Raw genomic sequence first — 16,558 nt, 5'->3', positions numbered from 1 at the left:
TTGCGCCCGCACATCTGGAGGCCTTCGCCGATCTGGCGGGCATCGCGCGCGAAAAGGCCGATATCTACGCTGGTCTCACCCCCGGCGGCACCGCGATCTACAACGCCGATCTTGAGACCTCGCCGATTCTGGCCGATGCCGCCGGCCCGCAGGGCGTGAGCTTCGGCAAGGCCGGTCAGGTGGCGTTGACCTCACTGCGTCAGACGCCGTCGGCGCTGGTCGCCACCGCGAGCGTGGACGGCGACAGCTATCACATCCGCCTCTCTGACGCGGGCGCGCATTTCGCGCTGAATGCGCTGGGATGTCTGGCGGTGGCGCGCGCGCTCGGCCTCGATCTGGCGCTGGCCGCGCAGGGGCTTGGCCGCTGGCAGCCCCCCGCTGGCCGGGGCAAGCGCGAAACGCTGCTGCTGGATCCCGCGACCGAGGCGACAGCGATCCTGATCGACGACGCGTTCAACGCCAACCCGACCTCGCTGGCCGCCGCCCTTGACGTGCTGGCGGCCACCCAGCCCGGCCCCGGTGGCCGCCGCATCGCCATTCTGGGCGATATGCTGGAACTTGGCCCCGATGAGACAGCGCTGCACGCCGCCATCGCGCAGCACCCGGCTGTCGCCAAAACGGATCTGATCCACACCGTTGGCCCGCGCATGAAAGCGCTCTGGCAAGCGCTGCCGCAGGGCAAGCGCGGCCATTGTGCCGCGCAGGCCGACGATCTTGGTGCCAAGGCGCATCACCTTGTGCATCCCGGAGACGTGGTGCTGGTGAAGGGGTCCAAAGGCAGTTATGTGTCGCGCGTCGTCGACGCGCTGCGCCATCTGGGCCACCCATTGCCTGACGATACCACGGGAGAGTAGCCATGCTGTATTGGCTCGCAGAATTTTCCGAAGCCTTCATCGGCTTCAACCTGTTTCGCTATATCACCGTGCGGGCAGGGGCGGCGTTCTTTACCGCGCTGATCTTCGGCTTTGTCTTTGGCAAGCCGCTGATCAACTTCCTGCGCAAGCGGCAGGGCAAGGGCCAGCCGATCCGCGAGGACGGGCCGGAATCGCACCTGCTGACCAAGAAGGGCACGCCGACGATGGGCGGGCTCTTGATCCTGTCGGCACTGACCTTCTCGACGCTGATGTGGGCGCGGCTGGACAATGTCTATGTCTGGCTGGTGCTGGGCGTGACGCTGGGCTTTGGTGTGATCGGTTTTGCCGATGACTATGCCAAGGTGACCAAGGCCAATACCAAAGGCGTCTCGGGAAAGATCCGCATGGCGGCGGGCCTGGTGATTGCACTGATTGCGACGGTGATCGCCGCCTATGCGCACCCGACCGAGCTGTCAGGCCAGCTGGCGCTGCCGGTGTTCAAGGAATTCCTGCTCAATCTGGGCATCTTCTATGTGCCCTTCGGGATGATCGTCATCGTCGGTTCGGCCAATGCGGTCAACCTGACCGATGGTCTGGACGGGCTGGCGATCATGCCGGTGATGATCGCCGCCACCACGCTGGGCGTGATCGCCTATGCCGTGGGCCGGGTCGATTTCACGTCCTATCTGGATGTGCATTACGTGCCCGGCACCGGCGAACTCTTGATCTTCACCGCCGCGCTGACGGGCGGGGGACTGGGCTTTTTGTGGTACAACGCGCCGCCGGCGGCGGTGTTCATGGGCGATACCGGCTCGCTTGCCTTGGGCGGCGCGCTGGGGGCGATTGCGGTGGCGACCAAGCACGAGATCGTGCTGGCCATTGTCGGCGGCTTGTTCGTGGTCGAGGCGCTGTCGGTGATCATCCAGGTGGCGTATTTCAAACGCACCGGGCGACGGGTGTTCCTGATGGCCCCTATTCACCACCATTTCGAGAAAAAGGGCTGGGCCGAGCCCCAAATCGTCATCCGCTTCTGGATCATCTCGCTGGTGCTGGCGCTGATCGGTCTGGCGACGCTCAAGATCCGCTGAACGGGCGGCTGTCCCATCGTGGGACAGCCCGGCCGGTTGTGGTTTTTCAACGGGTTGAGCGGGTGCGGTAACGCTGTGTTAACCGCTTTTGCGTCAGAGCGGCTTTTGCAGGCGCTGTAACAGCGCGCTGTTGCGACAATAGGCGGGCGTTTCATCGGCCCCGTCGGCATGCGCCTCGAGCCAGCTTTCGCAGTCGCAGACACCCTCGCAGCCGATGCAGGTAAAGATCGCGTTGCGCAGCTCTTGCGCCGACAGATCGGCGCGGATGATCGCCTCGTCCAGATCGGCATGAACGGTCGTCGCCATGCGGTTCATCAGGTCGGCGTGGCGGTCGATTTTGGTAAACAGGCCCATCGGTCAAACTCCTTGCTATTGCAACAGAGTGACCCGCGCCGCGCCGCTTCACCTTGATTCAGATCAACCGCGCTTCTTTGCTCAGAAAATATCCACGGGGGGATTCCCAAGGGGGGCGCGTGCGCCTCCCTTGGGCGGGGTGTGGGGCTGGCCCCACCGGGCCGAGAGGGGGCTCGATGCCCCCCGAGGCCCGCTCTTAGTGCCCCGGCTTGATGTGCTTCTTCAACCGTGACGGCTGCGAGGATTTGCGGTCTTTGTAGGGGTTCTGCTCGGCACCGCTGCGCAGGAACAGCCGGATCGGCGTGCCCGGCATGTCGAAGCTCAGCCGCAAGCCGTTGACCAGATAACGCTTGTAGCTTTCCGGCAGCGCCTCGGGGTGCGAGACCTTGACCACGAATCCCGGCGGGCGGGTCTTGGCTTGGGTCATGTAGCGCAGCTTCACCCGCTTGCCGCCCGGAGCGGGGGGCGGGTGGGCCTCGGTCATCGCGGCCAGCCAGTTGTTCAGGCGCGAGGTGCCCACACGGCGGTTCCAGATCGTATGCGCGCGGATGATCGCCTCGTGCAGCCGGTCCATGCCGCGCCCGGTCTTGGCGGACACGGTGACCAGCGGCGCACCCTTGAGCTGCGGCAGATAGCGCTCGAAGGACTCGAGCAGCAGTTTCAGCTTGTCTTGCCGGTCTTCCTCGATGTCCCATTTGTTGACCGCGATGACCACGGCGCGGCCTTCGGTCTCGGCCAGATCGGCGATGCGCAGATCCTGGGTTTCGAACGGAATGGCGGCATCCAGCAGCACCACGACCACCTCGGCGAATTTCACCGCGCGCAGCCCGTCGGCCACTGACAGCTTTTCCAGCTTGTCGGTCACGCGGGCGCGGCGGCGCATGCCGGCGGTGTCGAACAGCCGCATCGGCGTGCCGTTCCACGAGAAGGGCAGGGCGATGGAATCGCGGGTGATCCCGGCCTCAGGCCCGGTCAGCAGGCGCTCTTCGCCGATGATCTGGTTGATCAGCGTCGATTTCCCGGCATTCGGTCGGCCAATGACCGCCACCTGCAGGGGGCGCTTTTCGGACGGTGCCCAGTCGGGGATCTCTTCGCCGAAGCCCTCGGTGTTGTCGGCTTCGCTGTCTTCGTCAATGCTGACGTCGGTCTGCGGCGCTTCGGCCTGCGAGCGTTCTTCAAACGTGGCGGCCAGCGGCACCAGCAGGTCGTAAAGCTCGTCCATGCCCACGCCATGCTCGGCGGACAGGCGCACAGGCTCGCCAAGGCCCAGCGAGAAGGCTTCCAGATAGCCGCCTTCGGCCGCGTTGCCTTCCGATTTGTTCGCCGCAAGGATCACATGCCGCGCGCGGCGGCGCAGGATGTCGGCGAAGATCTCATCCGCCGGGGTCACGCCGATACGGGCGTCGATCATGAACAGGCAGACATCGACCATCTCGACCGCGCGCTCGGTCAGGCGGCGCATGCGGCCCTGCAGGCTGTCGTCGGTGACGTTTTCCAGCCCGGCCGTGTCGATGACGGTAAAGCGCAGGTTGTTGAGCCGCGCATCGCCTTCGCGCAGGTCACGGGTCACGCCCGGCTGGTCGTCGACCAGCGCAAGGCGGCGACCGACCAGACGGTTAAACAAGGTAGATTTGCCCACATTCGGGCGGCCCACGAGGGCGACAGTGAAGCTCATTGCGGCCCCTGGATGCTCAGAAGCCGCCGACATAGGCGTCGGCGGGAGCTTTGTAAAGCGTCAGCGGTAGGCGAGCAGGTTGCCCTCGCGCGACAGGATGTACATGACACCCCCCGCAACGATGGGCGACGAGGCCGCGCCACCGGGGATCGGGATCTCGGCGACGGTGTTGCCCGAGACCGGATCGAAGCCGCGCAGCACCCCGTCACCCGAGGCGACCCACAGCTTGCCACCGGCCAGAACCGGGCCGTTTTGCGGGTAGATCGCCAAACGGCGGCGCACGCGGTCCGAGGTATAGAGCGGCAGATCCTGCGCCCAGATCAGTGAGCCGTCGCTGGCGTCCAGGCGCATCACGCGGTTCTGGTCGCTGACCAGAAACACCGAGCCGCCCACCGGCCACACCGGGTCATTGGCCCCCTCGGGGCTGGTCCACAGCGTTTCGCCCGAGCGCACGTCGATGGCGAACACACGGCCCGACTGGTTGGCGGCGTACAGGCGGTTGCCGTCAATCACCGGATCGCCGGTCAGCGCCGGGATCGAGGCCAGCGCGGCCCCGGTGCGGCGGCCTGCGGCGACCGTGGTCCACATCCGCGCGCCGTTCGAGCGGCGCACGGCGGTCAGTTCACCGGCTTGCGTCGGGAAGATCACCGTATCGCCCGCGATGGCCGGGGCCGAGCCGCGCGCGACGGTGGTCAGGGCAGGGGTGCCAGGCAAGGTCCAGTCGATGCGGCCGGTGGCGGCGTTGAGGCTCCACATGCTGCTGTCGATGGCGGTGACATAGACGTTGTTGCCATTCACCGCCGGCGAGCCGGTCAGCGGGGCGTCAAAGTCCACCCGCCAGATCTCCGCCCCGGTTGCGGCGTCCAGCGCGGCAAGGAAGGCATAGGCCGAGGTGACATAGACCCGCCCGCCCGACACGGCCAGCGATCCGCCCGAGGCCGAGGTGCCCCGGTCACGCGGTGCGGTCAGGTCTGTGCTCCACAGTACCGCCCCGGCGGTCGAGGTGGCTTGCACCCGGGCCGCGGCGTCGAGCGTATAGACGCGGCCATCGGCGACCACCGGATCGGTGGTCAGGCGTCCACGGCGGGTGTCGCCGGTGCCGATGCTCGCGGACCAGATCAGCTGCGGGTTGGCCGACAGTGCCGGGTGCTGCGGGCGCGCGCCGGGCGTGCCCTGACGTTGGGTCCAGCTGGCATTGGCGCTTTGCGCCGGCAGCGAGATCGGCAGCGCGCGGTTGGCTTGCACGCCGTCCGAGCCGCCCCACGGGGCGCGCAGGGCGACGCGCTCGCCTTCCAGCGGGCGTTCACGGTTACAGCCGGCGCTCAAAGCCACCAGGCCAATCAGGGTCGCGGTACGGATCAGGCTCACGGGTTATCCCCCAGTAGGTCAGCCGAGGTCGCTGGGCTGGTCACCGCCCAGGACGACGATCAGTTGCGCGACCCGGCGCCGCAGCGCATCGGTCACATCGGGTTCTTGCAGCAGGGCCTGCGCCTGGGCCAGCGCGCCCTCTTGGTCGCCGGTCTCCATCGTCAGCAGGGCCAGCTGTTCCAGCGCCAGCGGGCGGAAGGTCTGCCCGGGCTGTGCCAGCCCTTGCAGCGTCGCACGGCGTTCGTCGACCGGAATGTCGGCGCCGCCGATGATCACCCGCTTGAACGCGGCGATCTGGCGATAGGCCAGCGGCATGGTGGAATCGTTTTCGACGCGGGCCAGCGTTTCCATCGCACCGGCGCGATCGCCGGCCTCGATATCGGCAGCGCCCAGCAGCAGGTTCAGGATGCCCGCGCGGTCGCCGGTTGCATCGATAGCGGTCAGTTCGGTCCGCTGGGCAGCCGGGTCGGTGGTGTCGAGCGCGGAAATCACCGCATCGCCAAAGCTGCGCGCGGCGGCTTCGTCCTGCGCCTTGCGCCATTCGTTGAAAGCCGCAGCGCCGACGATAATCAGGACCAACGCAATCGCGATCCAGCCGTATTTGCGCATCGCCCCATACAGGCGGTCGCGCTTGAGTTCCTCGTTCACCTCGTCGATGAAGCTGTCGGGGTTGCTCACGTCTGGCCTCCGGTTTTCTGAACGGCTGCGCCTTTTGGCACACGTCGCCTCTCATAGCCCGAGACGCCAGCCCTTGCCAAGGGCGCTGCCTGCGCAGGCGCGGTGGTTCGCCGTTTTTCCTATCAACTCATTGTTTGAGGGCCTGCCGCCTGTGCAGGTGCAGAATCTTGGGTGCAAGTGCCGCATGACGCTGCGGCAGGAGGCCCGCAACGTTTGCAAAATAAGGGGTTTGGGGGTAATCCACAGGCAACCTGTTGCGTATAGACAACGTGTCAGGCTGCTTGCGACAGACTCGCCTGACGGGCGAAGGGCGCAAGCTGCGCGATGATCGGATTGAAAAGGCCCGAGGAATTGCTGCGCCGCGCCGCGGTTCCCGGCCCCAAGAGGTTACATTGATGCGTGTCGTTCCGCTGATTACTGCCGCGCTGGTGTTGGCGTTCCTGTACCTGCTGGTCATGCAGCGCGACGCGCTGATGGCCTTTGTTGGTGTGGAACCCGGCCCGGCCGAGACGGCACCGATGGGCGCTGCCGCTGCGGCACCGGTCGAGGATACGCTGTTCACAGTCGTTGTCGAGCGGATCACCGAGCGCGATCTGGAAAGCGCCATCGTGCTGCGCGGCCGCACGGCGGCCTCGCGCAGTGTCGAGGTGCGGGCGCAGACCGGCGGTCTGGTCACGTCGCAGCCGCGCCCGCGCGGCGCGCTGGTCAGCGCCGGCGAGGTTCTGTGCCAGCTCGATCCCGGCACCCGCGCCGCGCAGATGAGCGAAGCACAGGCACGGCTGAGTGAAGCCCGTGCGCGGCTGTCTGAAGCGCAGATCAACCAGACCACCGCCACGCGTCTGGCCGAAGAAGGGTTCCGCGCGCAAAACACCACCGCCACGGCGGACGCTGCCGTTCAGGCGGCGCTGGCCGGTGTCGAAGCGGCGAATGCCGGGGTCGAGGCCGCCAGAACCGAGCTGGACCGCCTGACCATCGCCGCGCCGTTTGACGGGTTGCTTGAGGTGGACTCGGCCGAGATCGGCAGCCTGATGCAATCAGGCGGCCTGTGCGCGACGGTGATCCAGCTCGATCCGATGCTGATCGTCGGCTACGCCGCCGAGGCGCAGATCGACCGTCTGGCCGATGGTGCGCTGGCCGGGGCGCGGTTGTCGAACGGGCGCGAAGTTCAGGGGCGGGTGACATTCCTTGCCCGCGCCTCGGACCCTGCGACGCGGACTTTCCGGGTCGAGGTGACGGTGCCCAACCCCGATCTTGAGATCCGCGATGGCATGAGCGCCGACATTCTGGTCGCCGCCACCGCAACGCGCGGGCATCTGGTGCCCGGCTCGGCGCTGACGATCAGCGATGACGGCACGCTGGGCCTGCGTCTGGTCGATGAGACCAACCATACCTTCTTTCAACCCGTCACCGTGCTGCGCGATGCGCCGCAGGGTTTCTGGGTCAGCGGGTTGCCGGAACAGGCCGATGTGGTCGTGGTCGGGCAGGAATACGTAACCGACGGCATCGAGGTGCGGGTATCGCGCCGCGGCGAGGACTGAGCGCATGCATGGCATGATCGACTGGGCGGCAGCCCGCGCGCGGATGGTACTGGCCTTCGTGTTCCTGACGCTGGGCGCCGGGGTCATGGCCTATGTCGGACTGCCCAAAGAGGGCGAGCCGGATATCGAGGTGCCCGCGCTGTTCATCTCGGTGCCGTTTCAGGGCATCTCGGCGGCGGATTCCGAGACGCTGCTGGTCCGCCCGATGGAGCAGGAGCTGTCGGGGCTGACGGGTCTGACCGACATGACCGCCACCGCGCGGCAAGGCTACGCCAGTGTCGTGCTGGAATTCGAGTTCGACTGGGACAAGACCGCCACCATTGCCGACGTGCGCGACCGCATGAGCCGGGCTGCGACGAATTTCCCCGACGGTGCAGACAGTTACTCGATCAACGAGTTCAACTTCAGCCAGTTTCCCATCGTGATCATCGCCGTATCGGGTGACGTGCCCGAACGCACGCTGTTGCGCGCCGCCCGCAATCTTGAGCGCGCGATCGAGGGCGTCGATGCGGTGCTGTCCGCCGATGTGTCGGGCACCCGCGACGAGATGGTCGAGGTGATCATCGATCCCCTGCGGCTTGAGGCCTATAACGTCAGCGCGGTCGAGCTGATCAACGCCGTGACGATGAACAACCAACTGGTTGCGGCGGGGGATATCGAGACGGACTCGGGCCGCTTCTCGCTGTCGTTGCCCGGCAATTTTGAAGACCCGCAAGACATTTACGATCTGCCGATCAAGCATGACGGCGACCGGGTGGTCACGTTGGGCGATCTGGCGACGATCAACATGACCTTTCAGGACCGACAGGGCACCGCCCGGTTCGAGGGGCACCCGACACTGGCGCTGCAGGTGGTCAAGCGCAAGGGCTTCAACCTGATCGGCACGGTCGAAGAGGTGCGCGCCGCTGTCGATGCCGAGGTCGCCAGCTGGCCGCAAGAGTTGCGCGATTCGATCACCGTCACCCCGGCGCTGGACCGCAGCTATCAGGTTGCCTCGATGATCAGCCAGCTGGAAGGCTCGGTGCTGACCGCTATCGCGCTGGTGATGATCGTGGTGCTGGCCAGTCTGGGCACGCGCACGGCGCTGCTGGTCGGCTTCTCGATCCCGTCGTCGTTTCTGCTGTCGTTCATTCTGTTGGGCGTGATGGGGGTGACGATTTCCAACATCGTCATGTTCGGCCTGATTCTGGCCGTGGGGATGCTGGTGGACGGGGCCATCGTGGTCGCCGAATACGCCGACAGCGAGATCGCCAGCGGCAAGGGGCCGATGCAAGCCTATACCACGGCGGCCAAGCGGATGTTCTGGCCGGTGATCTCGTCCACCGCGACGACGCTCTGCGCCTTTCTGCCGATGCTGTTCTGGCCCGGTGTGGCCGGTGAGTTCATGGGCATGTTGCCGATCACGCTGATCTTCGTGCTGTCGTCCTCGCTGATCGTGGCGCTGATCTTCCTGCCCATTCTGGGCGGCGTGACGGGCCGGATTGCCCGCAGCTTTGACGGCATCGCCCAGCAGTTGCGCCGCCTGCCTTGGCTGCTGCGCCTGCCGTTTCTGGCCGTGGCGCTGGTGGTGATGGTGGGCGGGCTGGCCACGATGCTCAACCCCGGCCTGCTGATCCCCGACGCCGATGCCGTCGCGCAGATGGGCGTGCTGGCCGTGCTGCCCGGTGCGCTGGCGACGATGCTGGGGGCGGCGGGGATGTCGATCAGCCTGAACGCGGTCAAGCCGCGCCCGCGCGCCCGCGCGGTGCAATCGGGCTATCGCCGCACGCCGTTCGGCTGGCTGACCAAGGCGGTTGTCGGCAACCCGGTGATGCCCTTCGTGGTCACGGCGGGCATCGTGTTCGGCGTCTGGCAGGTGTTCTCTTATTACGGCGAGAATAACTACGGCGTCGATTTCTTTGTCTCGACAGAGCCTGAGCAGGGCATTGTCTATGTCCGCGCACGGGGCAACCTGTCGCTGGCCGAAAAGGACGCGCTGCTGCAACAGGTCGAGCAGATCGTGCTGGCCGAACCCGGCATTGCCTCGAGCTTTGCCTTCGGCGGCTCGGGCGGGCTGGAGCAGAACACCGGCGGCGGTCAGGCTCCGCGCGATATGGTCGGGCAGATCCAGTTCGAGCTGCTCAACTGGGATGAACGCGATGGCCATCCCGAGCTTTTGGGGCAGGTGGTGCTGGACCGGATGGAGGCGCAGTTCCGCCAGATCCCCGGCATCATCACCGAATACATGATCATGTCGGGCGGGCCGGCCTCGGCCAAGCCGATCCACCTGCGCCTGACGGGGCAGGATTTCGATGTGCTGGGGCAGGCGGTGGAAACGGTCGAAGCGCGGATGCGCGAGATCGGCGGCATCACCGGGATCGAGGACAGCCGCCCGCTGCCCGGCATCGACTGGGAAATCCGCGTCGATACCGCCACGGCGGGCCGCTTTGGTGCCGATGTCGCCACGGTGGGCGGCATGGTGCAGCTTGTCACCCGCGGGCTGATGCTGGACACGATGCGCGTCGATACCTCGGATGAGGAAATCGAAATCCGCGTGCGCCTGCCCGAAGAGGACCGGTTGCTCGCCACGCTCGACACGTTGCGCGTGCAGACGCCGCAGGGGCTGGTGCCGCTGTCGAATTTCGTCACCCGCGAGGCTGTTGCGCAGCGCGGCACCATCGACCGCTATGGCGAGCAACGCTATTTCGACGTCAAGGCCGACGCCGCGCCCGAGATGGTCAGCGTGGTGAATGCCGATGGCTCCATCGCCCGTCTGGCGCCGCTCGCCACGCTTGACGCCCGCGTGCACCCCGAAGGCTCGGAGGCGGCGCAGGCGGCCCAGAGCGCGCGTCAGGCGGTCGTCGAGGCGGGCCAGCATATCGTGCCCGTCACCCCGACCGAGCGCATCGCGGCGCTGACCACCTGGCTTGAGCAGGAGGCCCCGCTGCCCGACGGCATCGGCTGGCAATGGACCGGCGAACAGCAGGATCAGGAAGAGACCGGCGCGTTCCTCGGGGTCGCCTTTGGCGCGGCGATGGGGCTGATGTTCATCATCCTGCTGGCGCAGTTCAACAGCTTTTACAATGCGGTGCTGGTGCTGCTGGCGGTGGTGCTGTCCACGGCAGGCGTGTTGATCGGCATGCTGGTGATGAAGCAACCCTTCTCGATGATCATGACCGGAACGGGGGTGGTGGCGCTGGCCGGGATCGTGGTGAACAACAACATTGTGCTGATCGACACCTATCAGGACTTCCTGCGCTACATGCCCCGGATCGAGGCGATCATCCGCACGGCGGAACAACGCCTGCGCCCGGTGCTGCTGACCACGATCACCACCATGGCAGGGCTGGCCCCGATGATGTACGGGCTGTCCATCGACTTTGTGAACGGCGGCTATACGCTGAACAGTCCGACGTCGATGTGGTGGAAGCCGCTGGCCACGGCGGTGGTGTTCGGGCTTGGCATCTCGACGGTGCTGACGCTGGTGCTGACCCCGGCGTTGCTGGCCGCGCGTATCTGGATCGAGAGCTTCGCCAAGGCCCTGCTGCCCTCGCTGCGGGCTTTCGCGCCGGGCCGCGCCCGCGCCGACCGCGCGCTCAAGCGGCGCAGCGGCAAGGTGCGTCATGCCGAGATCATCTGGGACCCGGCACCTGCCGCCGCGGGTCCGGCGCTCCCGTCCGTCGCGACGCCCGAGGCACCGCCTGCGCCCCCGCTCAAACGCGGCCCCCGCCACGCGGCGGAGTGAACGGCATCAGGGGGCTCCCGCCTCGGCTTACGGATCAGAGATCCGCTCGCCTCGTTGGGCCGGGCGCGCCACGCTGACGCGTGGCGCGCGCCGCCTCTGGCTCAGCGGCGGGATGAACCGAGCCGTTGCTGAGTATTTAAGACAAGATGATGGGCAGGGGCGCTCTGGCGCGCGTCTTTGCTCATCAAGTATCCTCAGGGGGTGAATTCGGCTTTAGCCGAAGAGGGGGCTGACAGCCCCCTGACACCGCGCGGCGGTAACGCCGCGCTTACAGGCGCGCGCGGCCTTCGGGCCGCGCTCCGTCGGGTAACCGAAAACCCCCGCGCCGGTTGGGGCGCGGGGGCGATTGCAGGGTCGCGATGCCGTCAGACGGTGATCAGGCTTCGTTTTCCAGCGCGTCCAGAGCGGCTTTCAGCTCGTCCTTGGTGACCTCTTTTTCGGTCACGGCGGCTTTGCCGAGGATCAGGTCGACGACCTTGTCTTCAAAGATCGGCGCGCGCAGCTGCTGTTGCATCTGCTGGTTCTTTTGCACGAATTCAAAGAACTCGCGCTCCTGACCCGGGTACTGACGGGCCTGGCCCATGATCGCCTGGGTCATCTCGGCGTCGCTCACCTGAACCTCGGCCTTGCGGCCCACTTCGGCCAGCAGCAGACCCAGTTTCACCCGGCGCACGGCGAGCGATTTGTGCTCGTCGGTCGGCTCGACCGTGTCGTGGTTGTGGTGGTCGACCTCGGGGTTTTCGTCATGCCACAGCTGGTGGGCAATCTGCGAGGCTTCGGCGTCGACCAGCGATTGCGGCAGCTCGAAGGTGACAGCCGTGTCCAGCTGGTCCAAGAGCGCGCGTTTCACGATGGCGCGCGAGGCCTGGGCGTATTCGCCTTCCAGACCGTCACGGATCTGACCCTTCAGCGCGTCCAGCGACTCGGCGCCAAAGCGGCTGGCCAGCTCGTCATTCAGCTCGGCTTCTGCCGGGGCCTTGACGCCTTTGATCACGCATTCGAAGACGGCTTCCTTGCCGGCCAGATGGGCAGCCTGGTATTCCGCCGGGAAGCTGACGGTGACGTCCTTGGTCTCGCCGGATTTCACGCCAACCAGTTGCTCTTCAAAGCCGGGGATGAACTGGCCCGAGCCCAGAACCAGCGGGTAGTCCTGCGCGGTGCCGCCGTCAAAGGCTTCGCCGTCGATGCGGCCGGTGAAGTCGAACACCACCTGATCGCCGTTCTCGGCCGCGCCGTCCTTGTCTTCGAAGTTCTGCGCTTGCTTGGCGAGGTTGCCCAGCGCCTCATCCACAGCAGCGTCGTCAGCCTTGACGACCAGACGCTCCAGCGTGACGCCCGAGAAGTCGGGTTCTGCGATGTCGGGCAGGGCCTCGTAGGACAGATCGACGACGACATCGTCGCCCTCTTTCCAGGTCTCGCCGTCTTTCATCTCGACTTTCGGCTGCATCGCCGGACGCGCGCCGGTTTCTTCGAAATGCGACTGCATCGCGCCGTCGACGGCTTCCTGCATCGCTTCGCCGATCAGGCGTTGGCCGAATTGCTTTTTCAGCATGGCCATCGGCACCTTGCCCTTGCGGAAGCCCTTGATCTCGACCTCGGGCTGGGCCTCGCGCAGCTTTTCGTCCACCTTCGCCGTCAATTCTGCGGCGGTAACGGTGATCGTGTAGCCACGCTTCAGGCCGTCATTCAGGGTCTCGGTGACTTGCATTGTGTTCCTCGCATATGCTGACAGGCCGCCCGGACGGCGGCCTGAAGAAATCTGCGCCTTACTAGTTTGCGGGCCGGGGCGGATCAACCCTGAATCGGCGTGTGGACAAAGGCGATGCGCGGGCGTTGGGCCCGGCTCTGGCTACCGGTGGCGAAGGCACGCATACTTGGCGGCGAAACACCCGATACCAAGGGAGGCGCCAGTGCCGCTTATCGTCCTCTTGTTCCGCCTTTTTCGGCGCACAGCCCGCCAGCCGCGGGGCCGGGTGGTGCTGACTTTCGCCATCACGCTTGTCGTGATTGCGGTGATCCTGGGGATCGAGGCCGCAGGGTTGTGGCCGGACTGGGCGCATGTACAGGGCCGCGGGCGGTTTTACTGAAGCGGGATTGCGCCGCTGAAGACGGCTTGCCGGCGAAGGCCGAGCGAAGATTGCGGAAGGGAAGGGGGACGACAAGCGGAACAGGCCGCTTCCCTCTCTCGGCAACCCCGCACCGCTGGAATTCTCCTTGAAATCGAGATTGGCAACCAAGGCTGCATGCGGCTGCAGATAGACGACTGCTCGCCATGAAAGGGGACGTCTCAGGTCATGGCTTGACTTGCATACGAATGCATTGCATACGAATGCAAGAGTATCGGACCACGAGGAATGGCCCGAGCGACTCAGATCAGGGAGGAAACCATGAAGACGCAATTTCTTGCGGCGATGACGCTTGCCGCCAGCCTTCTCGCAACCACCGCGATGGGGCAGACCGTCATCCGCATCGCCCATGCCCAGCCCGAAAGCTCGCCGCTGCATCAGGCGATGGAGCATTTCCGCCAGACGCTGCAAGAGCGCTCGGAGGGCGGTTTCGAGGTCGAGATCTATGCCGGCGGTCAGCTGGGCAGTGTCAACGAGACGCTGGACCTTGTGCAATCGGGCAATATCCAGATGGCTACCGGCGCTTCGGTCAACCTGTCACCATCGATCCCCGAACTGGGCGTGCTGGACCAGTTCCTGCTCTTCGCCGACGAGGACCACGCGCGCTCGACGCTGGACGGCCCGGCCGGTGACCTGCTGAACGCGGCGATGGAAGAGCGCGGACTTGCCGGTATGGGCTTTCTGGAGCTTGGCTTCCGCAGCTTCTCGGGCAACCGCGCGCTCGACAGCCTTGATGCCTTCCAGGGCTTCCGCCTGCGCTCGGCTGACAATCCGGTGCAGATCGCGGCCTGGCGCGCCATCGGCGCGGTGCCGCTGCCGCTGGCCTGGGGCGAGATCTATTCTTCACTGCAGCAGGGCCTGATCGACGGACAGGAAAGCGCGCTTTCCTCGATGGTCGTCGAGCGCTTTTACGAGGTGCAGAGCAATGTCTCGCTGACCGGCCATATCTATTGGCCCGAGGTGTGGTTTGCGAACCTTGAGTTCGTCAACAGCCTGTCCGAGGAAGACCGCGCCCTGATGATGGAGGTTGCGGCAGAGACCGTGACGCTGCAGCGCCAGCTGGTGGCCGAGGCCAATGCCGCGACGCTCGCCCAGCTGACCGAGGCGGGGCTTCAGGTCAGCGAGCTGCCCGCCGAGGATCGCCAGCAGATGGCCGCGACGATGAATGCCGCCATCGAGCGCATGATCCGCGAGCGCGTCGGTGACGCCTTCTTCGACCGCTTCAGCGCCTATCTGGCGGAGTAAGCACCTTTCGGTCGGCCGATCAGGCCGACCGTCCCCCCCCAAAAGACAGTTCGCTCAGGAGGAGCGCATATGCGTCGCAGGCTGAGACTGGCGGAAAGGTTCTTTGAGCCGACGATCATCGTGACCAGCCTTGGGGTGGTCATCATCCTGCTGTTCGCGGATGTGGTCGCGCGCTTTGCCTTCCAGACTTCGGTGCCCTGGGCCGGAGAGGTCGCGCGGTTCGCTTTCGTGTACATGATCTATTTCGGCATCAGCTATGCCATCCGCGAGAAACGCCATTTGCGCGTGACCATTCTGGTCGATGCCATGCCGCGCGCCCTGCGCCGCTGGACGCTGGCTTTCGCGGAAGCTGTCTTTCTGGCCTATTCCATCGCCGTCTGCGTGCTGGGCATCCAGATTACCGCCAATGCCATCGAGCGCGGACAGTCGCTGTCCGCCACGCAATGGGCGACCGGCTGGCTCTATGCGGCGATCATCTTTTCTGGCGCCTTGTCGGCGCTGCGCCTGTCGCATTCCCTCTGGCGCATCCTGCGCCACGGCGAGGAGCCGCTTCGGGCGGATACCGCGCTTGAGGACGAAGGCCTGAAACCCGGCGAGGCCCGCTCATGACCACCGCCATTCTGTTCGGCAGCTTCGCCGTCCTTCTGCTGGTGGGCGTGCCCATCGGTATCGCACTCGGCGCGGCAAGCTTGCTCGCCATCGCCTATATCCCCTTCCTCGGCTTCGATTTCTATGCGCTGGGGCTGGTCAGCGGCATCAACTCGTTCACGCTGATCGCCGTTGTGCTGTTCACGCTTGCCGGCAGCGTCATGAGCCGCGGCGGCATCTCGCGCCGGCTGATCGCGGTGGCCGAGGCCTTCTTCGGCAATGCGCCGGGGGGCTTGGGCACGGTGACGATCATGGCCTGCCTGTTCTTCGCGGCGATCTCGGGCACCGGCTCGGCCACGGTTGCGGCCATCGGGCTTGCGATGATCCCTGCGCTGGCACGGCGCGGCTATGACCGGGCCTATGCCGGGGCCATGGTCGCCTCGGCCGGGGCGCTGGGGGTGATGATCCCGCCCTCGGTGGTGATGATCATCTATGCCGTGACGGCGCAGGTCTCGGTTTCGGCGCTGTTCCTTGCCGGCATCATCCCCGGCATCGTCATCGCCATCGCGCTGATCCTCTACAACATCTACCAGACCCGGAAAGGCGGCTGGGAGGCAAAGACCATAGCCGTCAGCTGGCGCCAGCGATGGGCAGCGGTGAATCAGGCGAAGCTCGCGCTGCTCATGCCGATCGTCGTGCTGGGCGGGATCTATGGCGGCATCGTCACGCCGACGGAAAGCTCGGCCGTTGCGGTGGTCTACGCCCTGCTGGTCTCGACGCTGGTCTACAAGGAACTATCGTGGCGCGAACTGGGCCCGATCATGCTGCAATCGGCGCTGTTGGTCAGCGCGGTCCTGGTGATCATCGGCGCTTCGGTCGCCTTCGGCCGGATCATCGCGCTGGAACGCATTCCGCTGGAACTGTCGCAGTTCGTCCTTGGCATCACTGACAACTGGATCGTCGTGCTGCTGGCCATTCTGGTGCTGCTGCTCATCATCGGCACCTTCCTTGAAACGCTCGCCGCCATCGTCATCCTGACCCCGGTCCTTTTGCCGATGGTGACGCAGCTTGGCATCGATCCGATCCATTTCGGCGTCATCATGATCGTCGCGCTGGCCATCGGTTTCGTCACGCCGCCGCTTGGGGCGAACCTCTTCATGGCGTCGCAGGTCGGCGGCATCCCCTTCGACGATTTGGTCAGGCGGATCTTCAAATGGGTGCTGGTGATGACCGCTGCCCTGCTGGTGATCAGTTTCTGGCCCGATCTCTCGCTCATCCTTCCGCGCCTGTTTCTGGGCTACGGGTCATAATCAGGAGTTC

The 16,558-nt window shown here is 65.8% G+C and carries 13 protein-coding genes; 8 read left to right on the top strand and 5 right to left on the bottom strand.

Annotated features, from left to right (window positions below):
• Both EAE28_RS24140 and mraY read left to right on the top strand, forming a co-directional pair.
• Positions 1–854 (top strand): glutamate ligase domain-containing protein (locus EAE28_RS24140; RefSeq protein WP_246022247.1); only part of this gene is annotated, 854 nt, incomplete at its 5' end.
• A 2-nt stretch (positions 855–856) separates the two neighbouring features.
• Complete coding sequence (mraY, locus tag EAE28_RS03380) at positions 857–1,942, top strand: phospho-N-acetylmuramoyl-pentapeptide-transferase (protein WP_127104396.1); 1,086 nt, start codon at positions 857–859, stop codon at positions 1,940–1,942.
• Between the two features lie 93 nt (positions 1,943–2,035).
• Here mraY and EAE28_RS03375 read toward each other — a convergent pair whose 3' ends face one another.
• From EAE28_RS03375 to EAE28_RS03360, 4 genes are all read right to left on the bottom strand, one after another.
• Positions 2,036–2,296: a DUF6455 family protein gene (locus tag EAE28_RS03375; RefSeq protein WP_127104395.1), complete on the bottom strand. Its 261-nt coding sequence runs from the start codon at positions 2,294–2,296 to the stop codon at positions 2,036–2,038.
• Between the two features lie 196 nt (positions 2,297–2,492).
• Positions 2,493–3,971, bottom strand: coding sequence for a ribosome biogenesis GTPase Der (der, locus tag EAE28_RS03370; protein ID WP_127104394.1), 1,479 nt, complete (start codon positions 3,969–3,971; stop codon positions 2,493–2,495).
• Between the two features lie 60 nt (positions 3,972–4,031).
• Positions 4,032–5,339 (bottom strand): outer membrane protein assembly factor BamB family protein, encoded by a 1,308-nt coding sequence (locus EAE28_RS03365; RefSeq protein ID WP_127104393.1) that lies wholly within the window; start codon positions 5,337–5,339, stop codon positions 4,032–4,034.
• A gap of 18 nt (positions 5,340–5,357) precedes the next feature.
• Positions 5,358–6,017 (bottom strand): hypothetical protein, encoded by a 660-nt coding sequence (locus EAE28_RS03360; RefSeq protein ID WP_127104392.1) that lies wholly within the window; start codon positions 6,015–6,017, stop codon positions 5,358–5,360.
• 395 nt (positions 6,018–6,412) lie between these two features.
• Here EAE28_RS03360 and EAE28_RS03355 point away from each other — a divergent pair, with 395 nt between their 5' ends.
• A complete protein-coding gene (locus EAE28_RS03355; RefSeq protein WP_127104391.1) occupies positions 6,413–7,555 on the top strand; it encodes an efflux RND transporter periplasmic adaptor subunit in 1,143 nt (380 codons plus the stop codon).
• A 4-nt stretch (positions 7,556–7,559) separates the two neighbouring features.
• On the top strand, positions 7,560–11,279 hold the full coding sequence (locus tag EAE28_RS03350; protein WP_127104390.1) for an efflux RND transporter permease subunit: 3,720 nt from the start codon (positions 7,560–7,562) through the stop codon (positions 11,277–11,279).
• A 376-nt stretch (positions 11,280–11,655) separates the two neighbouring features.
• On the opposite strand, the gene tig is transcribed toward EAE28_RS03350, so the two are convergent.
• Positions 11,656–12,987 (bottom strand): trigger factor, encoded by a 1,332-nt coding sequence (gene tig / locus EAE28_RS03345; protein WP_127104389.1) that lies wholly within the window; start codon positions 12,985–12,987, stop codon positions 11,656–11,658.
• Positions 12,988–13,189: 202 nt separating this feature from the next.
• On the opposite strand from tig, the gene EAE28_RS23685 reads away from it, so the two are divergent.
• From EAE28_RS23685 to EAE28_RS03330, 4 genes are all read left to right on the top strand, one after another.
• Positions 13,190–13,366, top strand: a complete 177-nt coding sequence (locus tag EAE28_RS23685) for a hypothetical protein (protein ID WP_164736541.1) — start codon at positions 13,190–13,192, stop codon at positions 13,364–13,366.
• A 300-nt stretch (positions 13,367–13,666) separates the two neighbouring features.
• Complete coding sequence (locus EAE28_RS03340; protein WP_127104388.1) at positions 13,667–14,650, top strand: TRAP transporter substrate-binding protein; 984 nt, start codon at positions 13,667–13,669, stop codon at positions 14,648–14,650.
• Between the two features lie 69 nt (positions 14,651–14,719).
• Complete coding sequence (locus EAE28_RS03335) at positions 14,720–15,259, top strand: TRAP transporter small permease (RefSeq protein WP_127104387.1); 540 nt, start codon at positions 14,720–14,722, stop codon at positions 15,257–15,259.
• A complete protein-coding gene (locus EAE28_RS03330) occupies positions 15,256–16,548 on the top strand; it encodes a TRAP transporter large permease (protein WP_127104386.1) in 1,293 nt (430 codons plus the stop codon). Before EAE28_RS03335 ends, EAE28_RS03330 begins: the two co-directional genes overlap by 4 nt.
• Positions 16,549–16,558: the final 10 nt, after the last annotated feature.

It is taken from the genome of Pararhodobacter zhoushanensis (assembly GCF_003990445.1).
GTDB classification, from domain to species: Bacteria; Pseudomonadota; Alphaproteobacteria; order Rhodobacterales; family Rhodobacteraceae; genus Pararhodobacter; species Pararhodobacter zhoushanensis.
This window is presented reverse-complemented; position numbering and strand designations above follow the sequence as displayed.

What these genes read in the sequence shown, in the direction of transcription:
- mraY (WP_127104396.1), top strand. Translation starts at nt 857, where the DNA reads ATGCTGTATTGGCTCGCAGAATTTTCCGAAGCCTTCATCGGCTTCAAC.
- EAE28_RS03375 (WP_127104395.1), bottom strand. Translation starts at nt 2,296, where the DNA reads ATGGGCCTGTTTACCAAAATCGACCGCCACGCCGACCTGATGAACCGC.
- der (WP_127104394.1), bottom strand. Translation starts at nt 3,971, where the DNA reads ATGAGCTTCACTGTCGCCCTCGTGGGCCGCCCGAATGTGGGCAAATCT.
- EAE28_RS03355 (WP_127104391.1), top strand. Translation starts at nt 6,413, where the DNA reads ATGCGTGTCGTTCCGCTGATTACTGCCGCGCTGGTGTTGGCGTTCCTG.
- EAE28_RS03350 (WP_127104390.1), top strand. Translation starts at nt 7,560, where the DNA reads ATGCATGGCATGATCGACTGGGCGGCAGCCCGCGCGCGGATGGTACTG.
- tig (WP_127104389.1), bottom strand. Translation starts at nt 12,987, where the DNA reads ATGCAAGTCACCGAGACCCTGAATGACGGCCTGAAGCGTGGCTACACG.
- EAE28_RS03340 (WP_127104388.1), top strand. Translation starts at nt 13,667, where the DNA reads ATGAAGACGCAATTTCTTGCGGCGATGACGCTTGCCGCCAGCCTTCTC.
- EAE28_RS03335 (WP_127104387.1), top strand. Translation starts at nt 14,720, where the DNA reads ATGCGTCGCAGGCTGAGACTGGCGGAAAGGTTCTTTGAGCCGACGATC.
- EAE28_RS03330 (WP_127104386.1), top strand. Translation starts at nt 15,256, where the DNA reads ATGACCACCGCCATTCTGTTCGGCAGCTTCGCCGTCCTTCTGCTGGTG.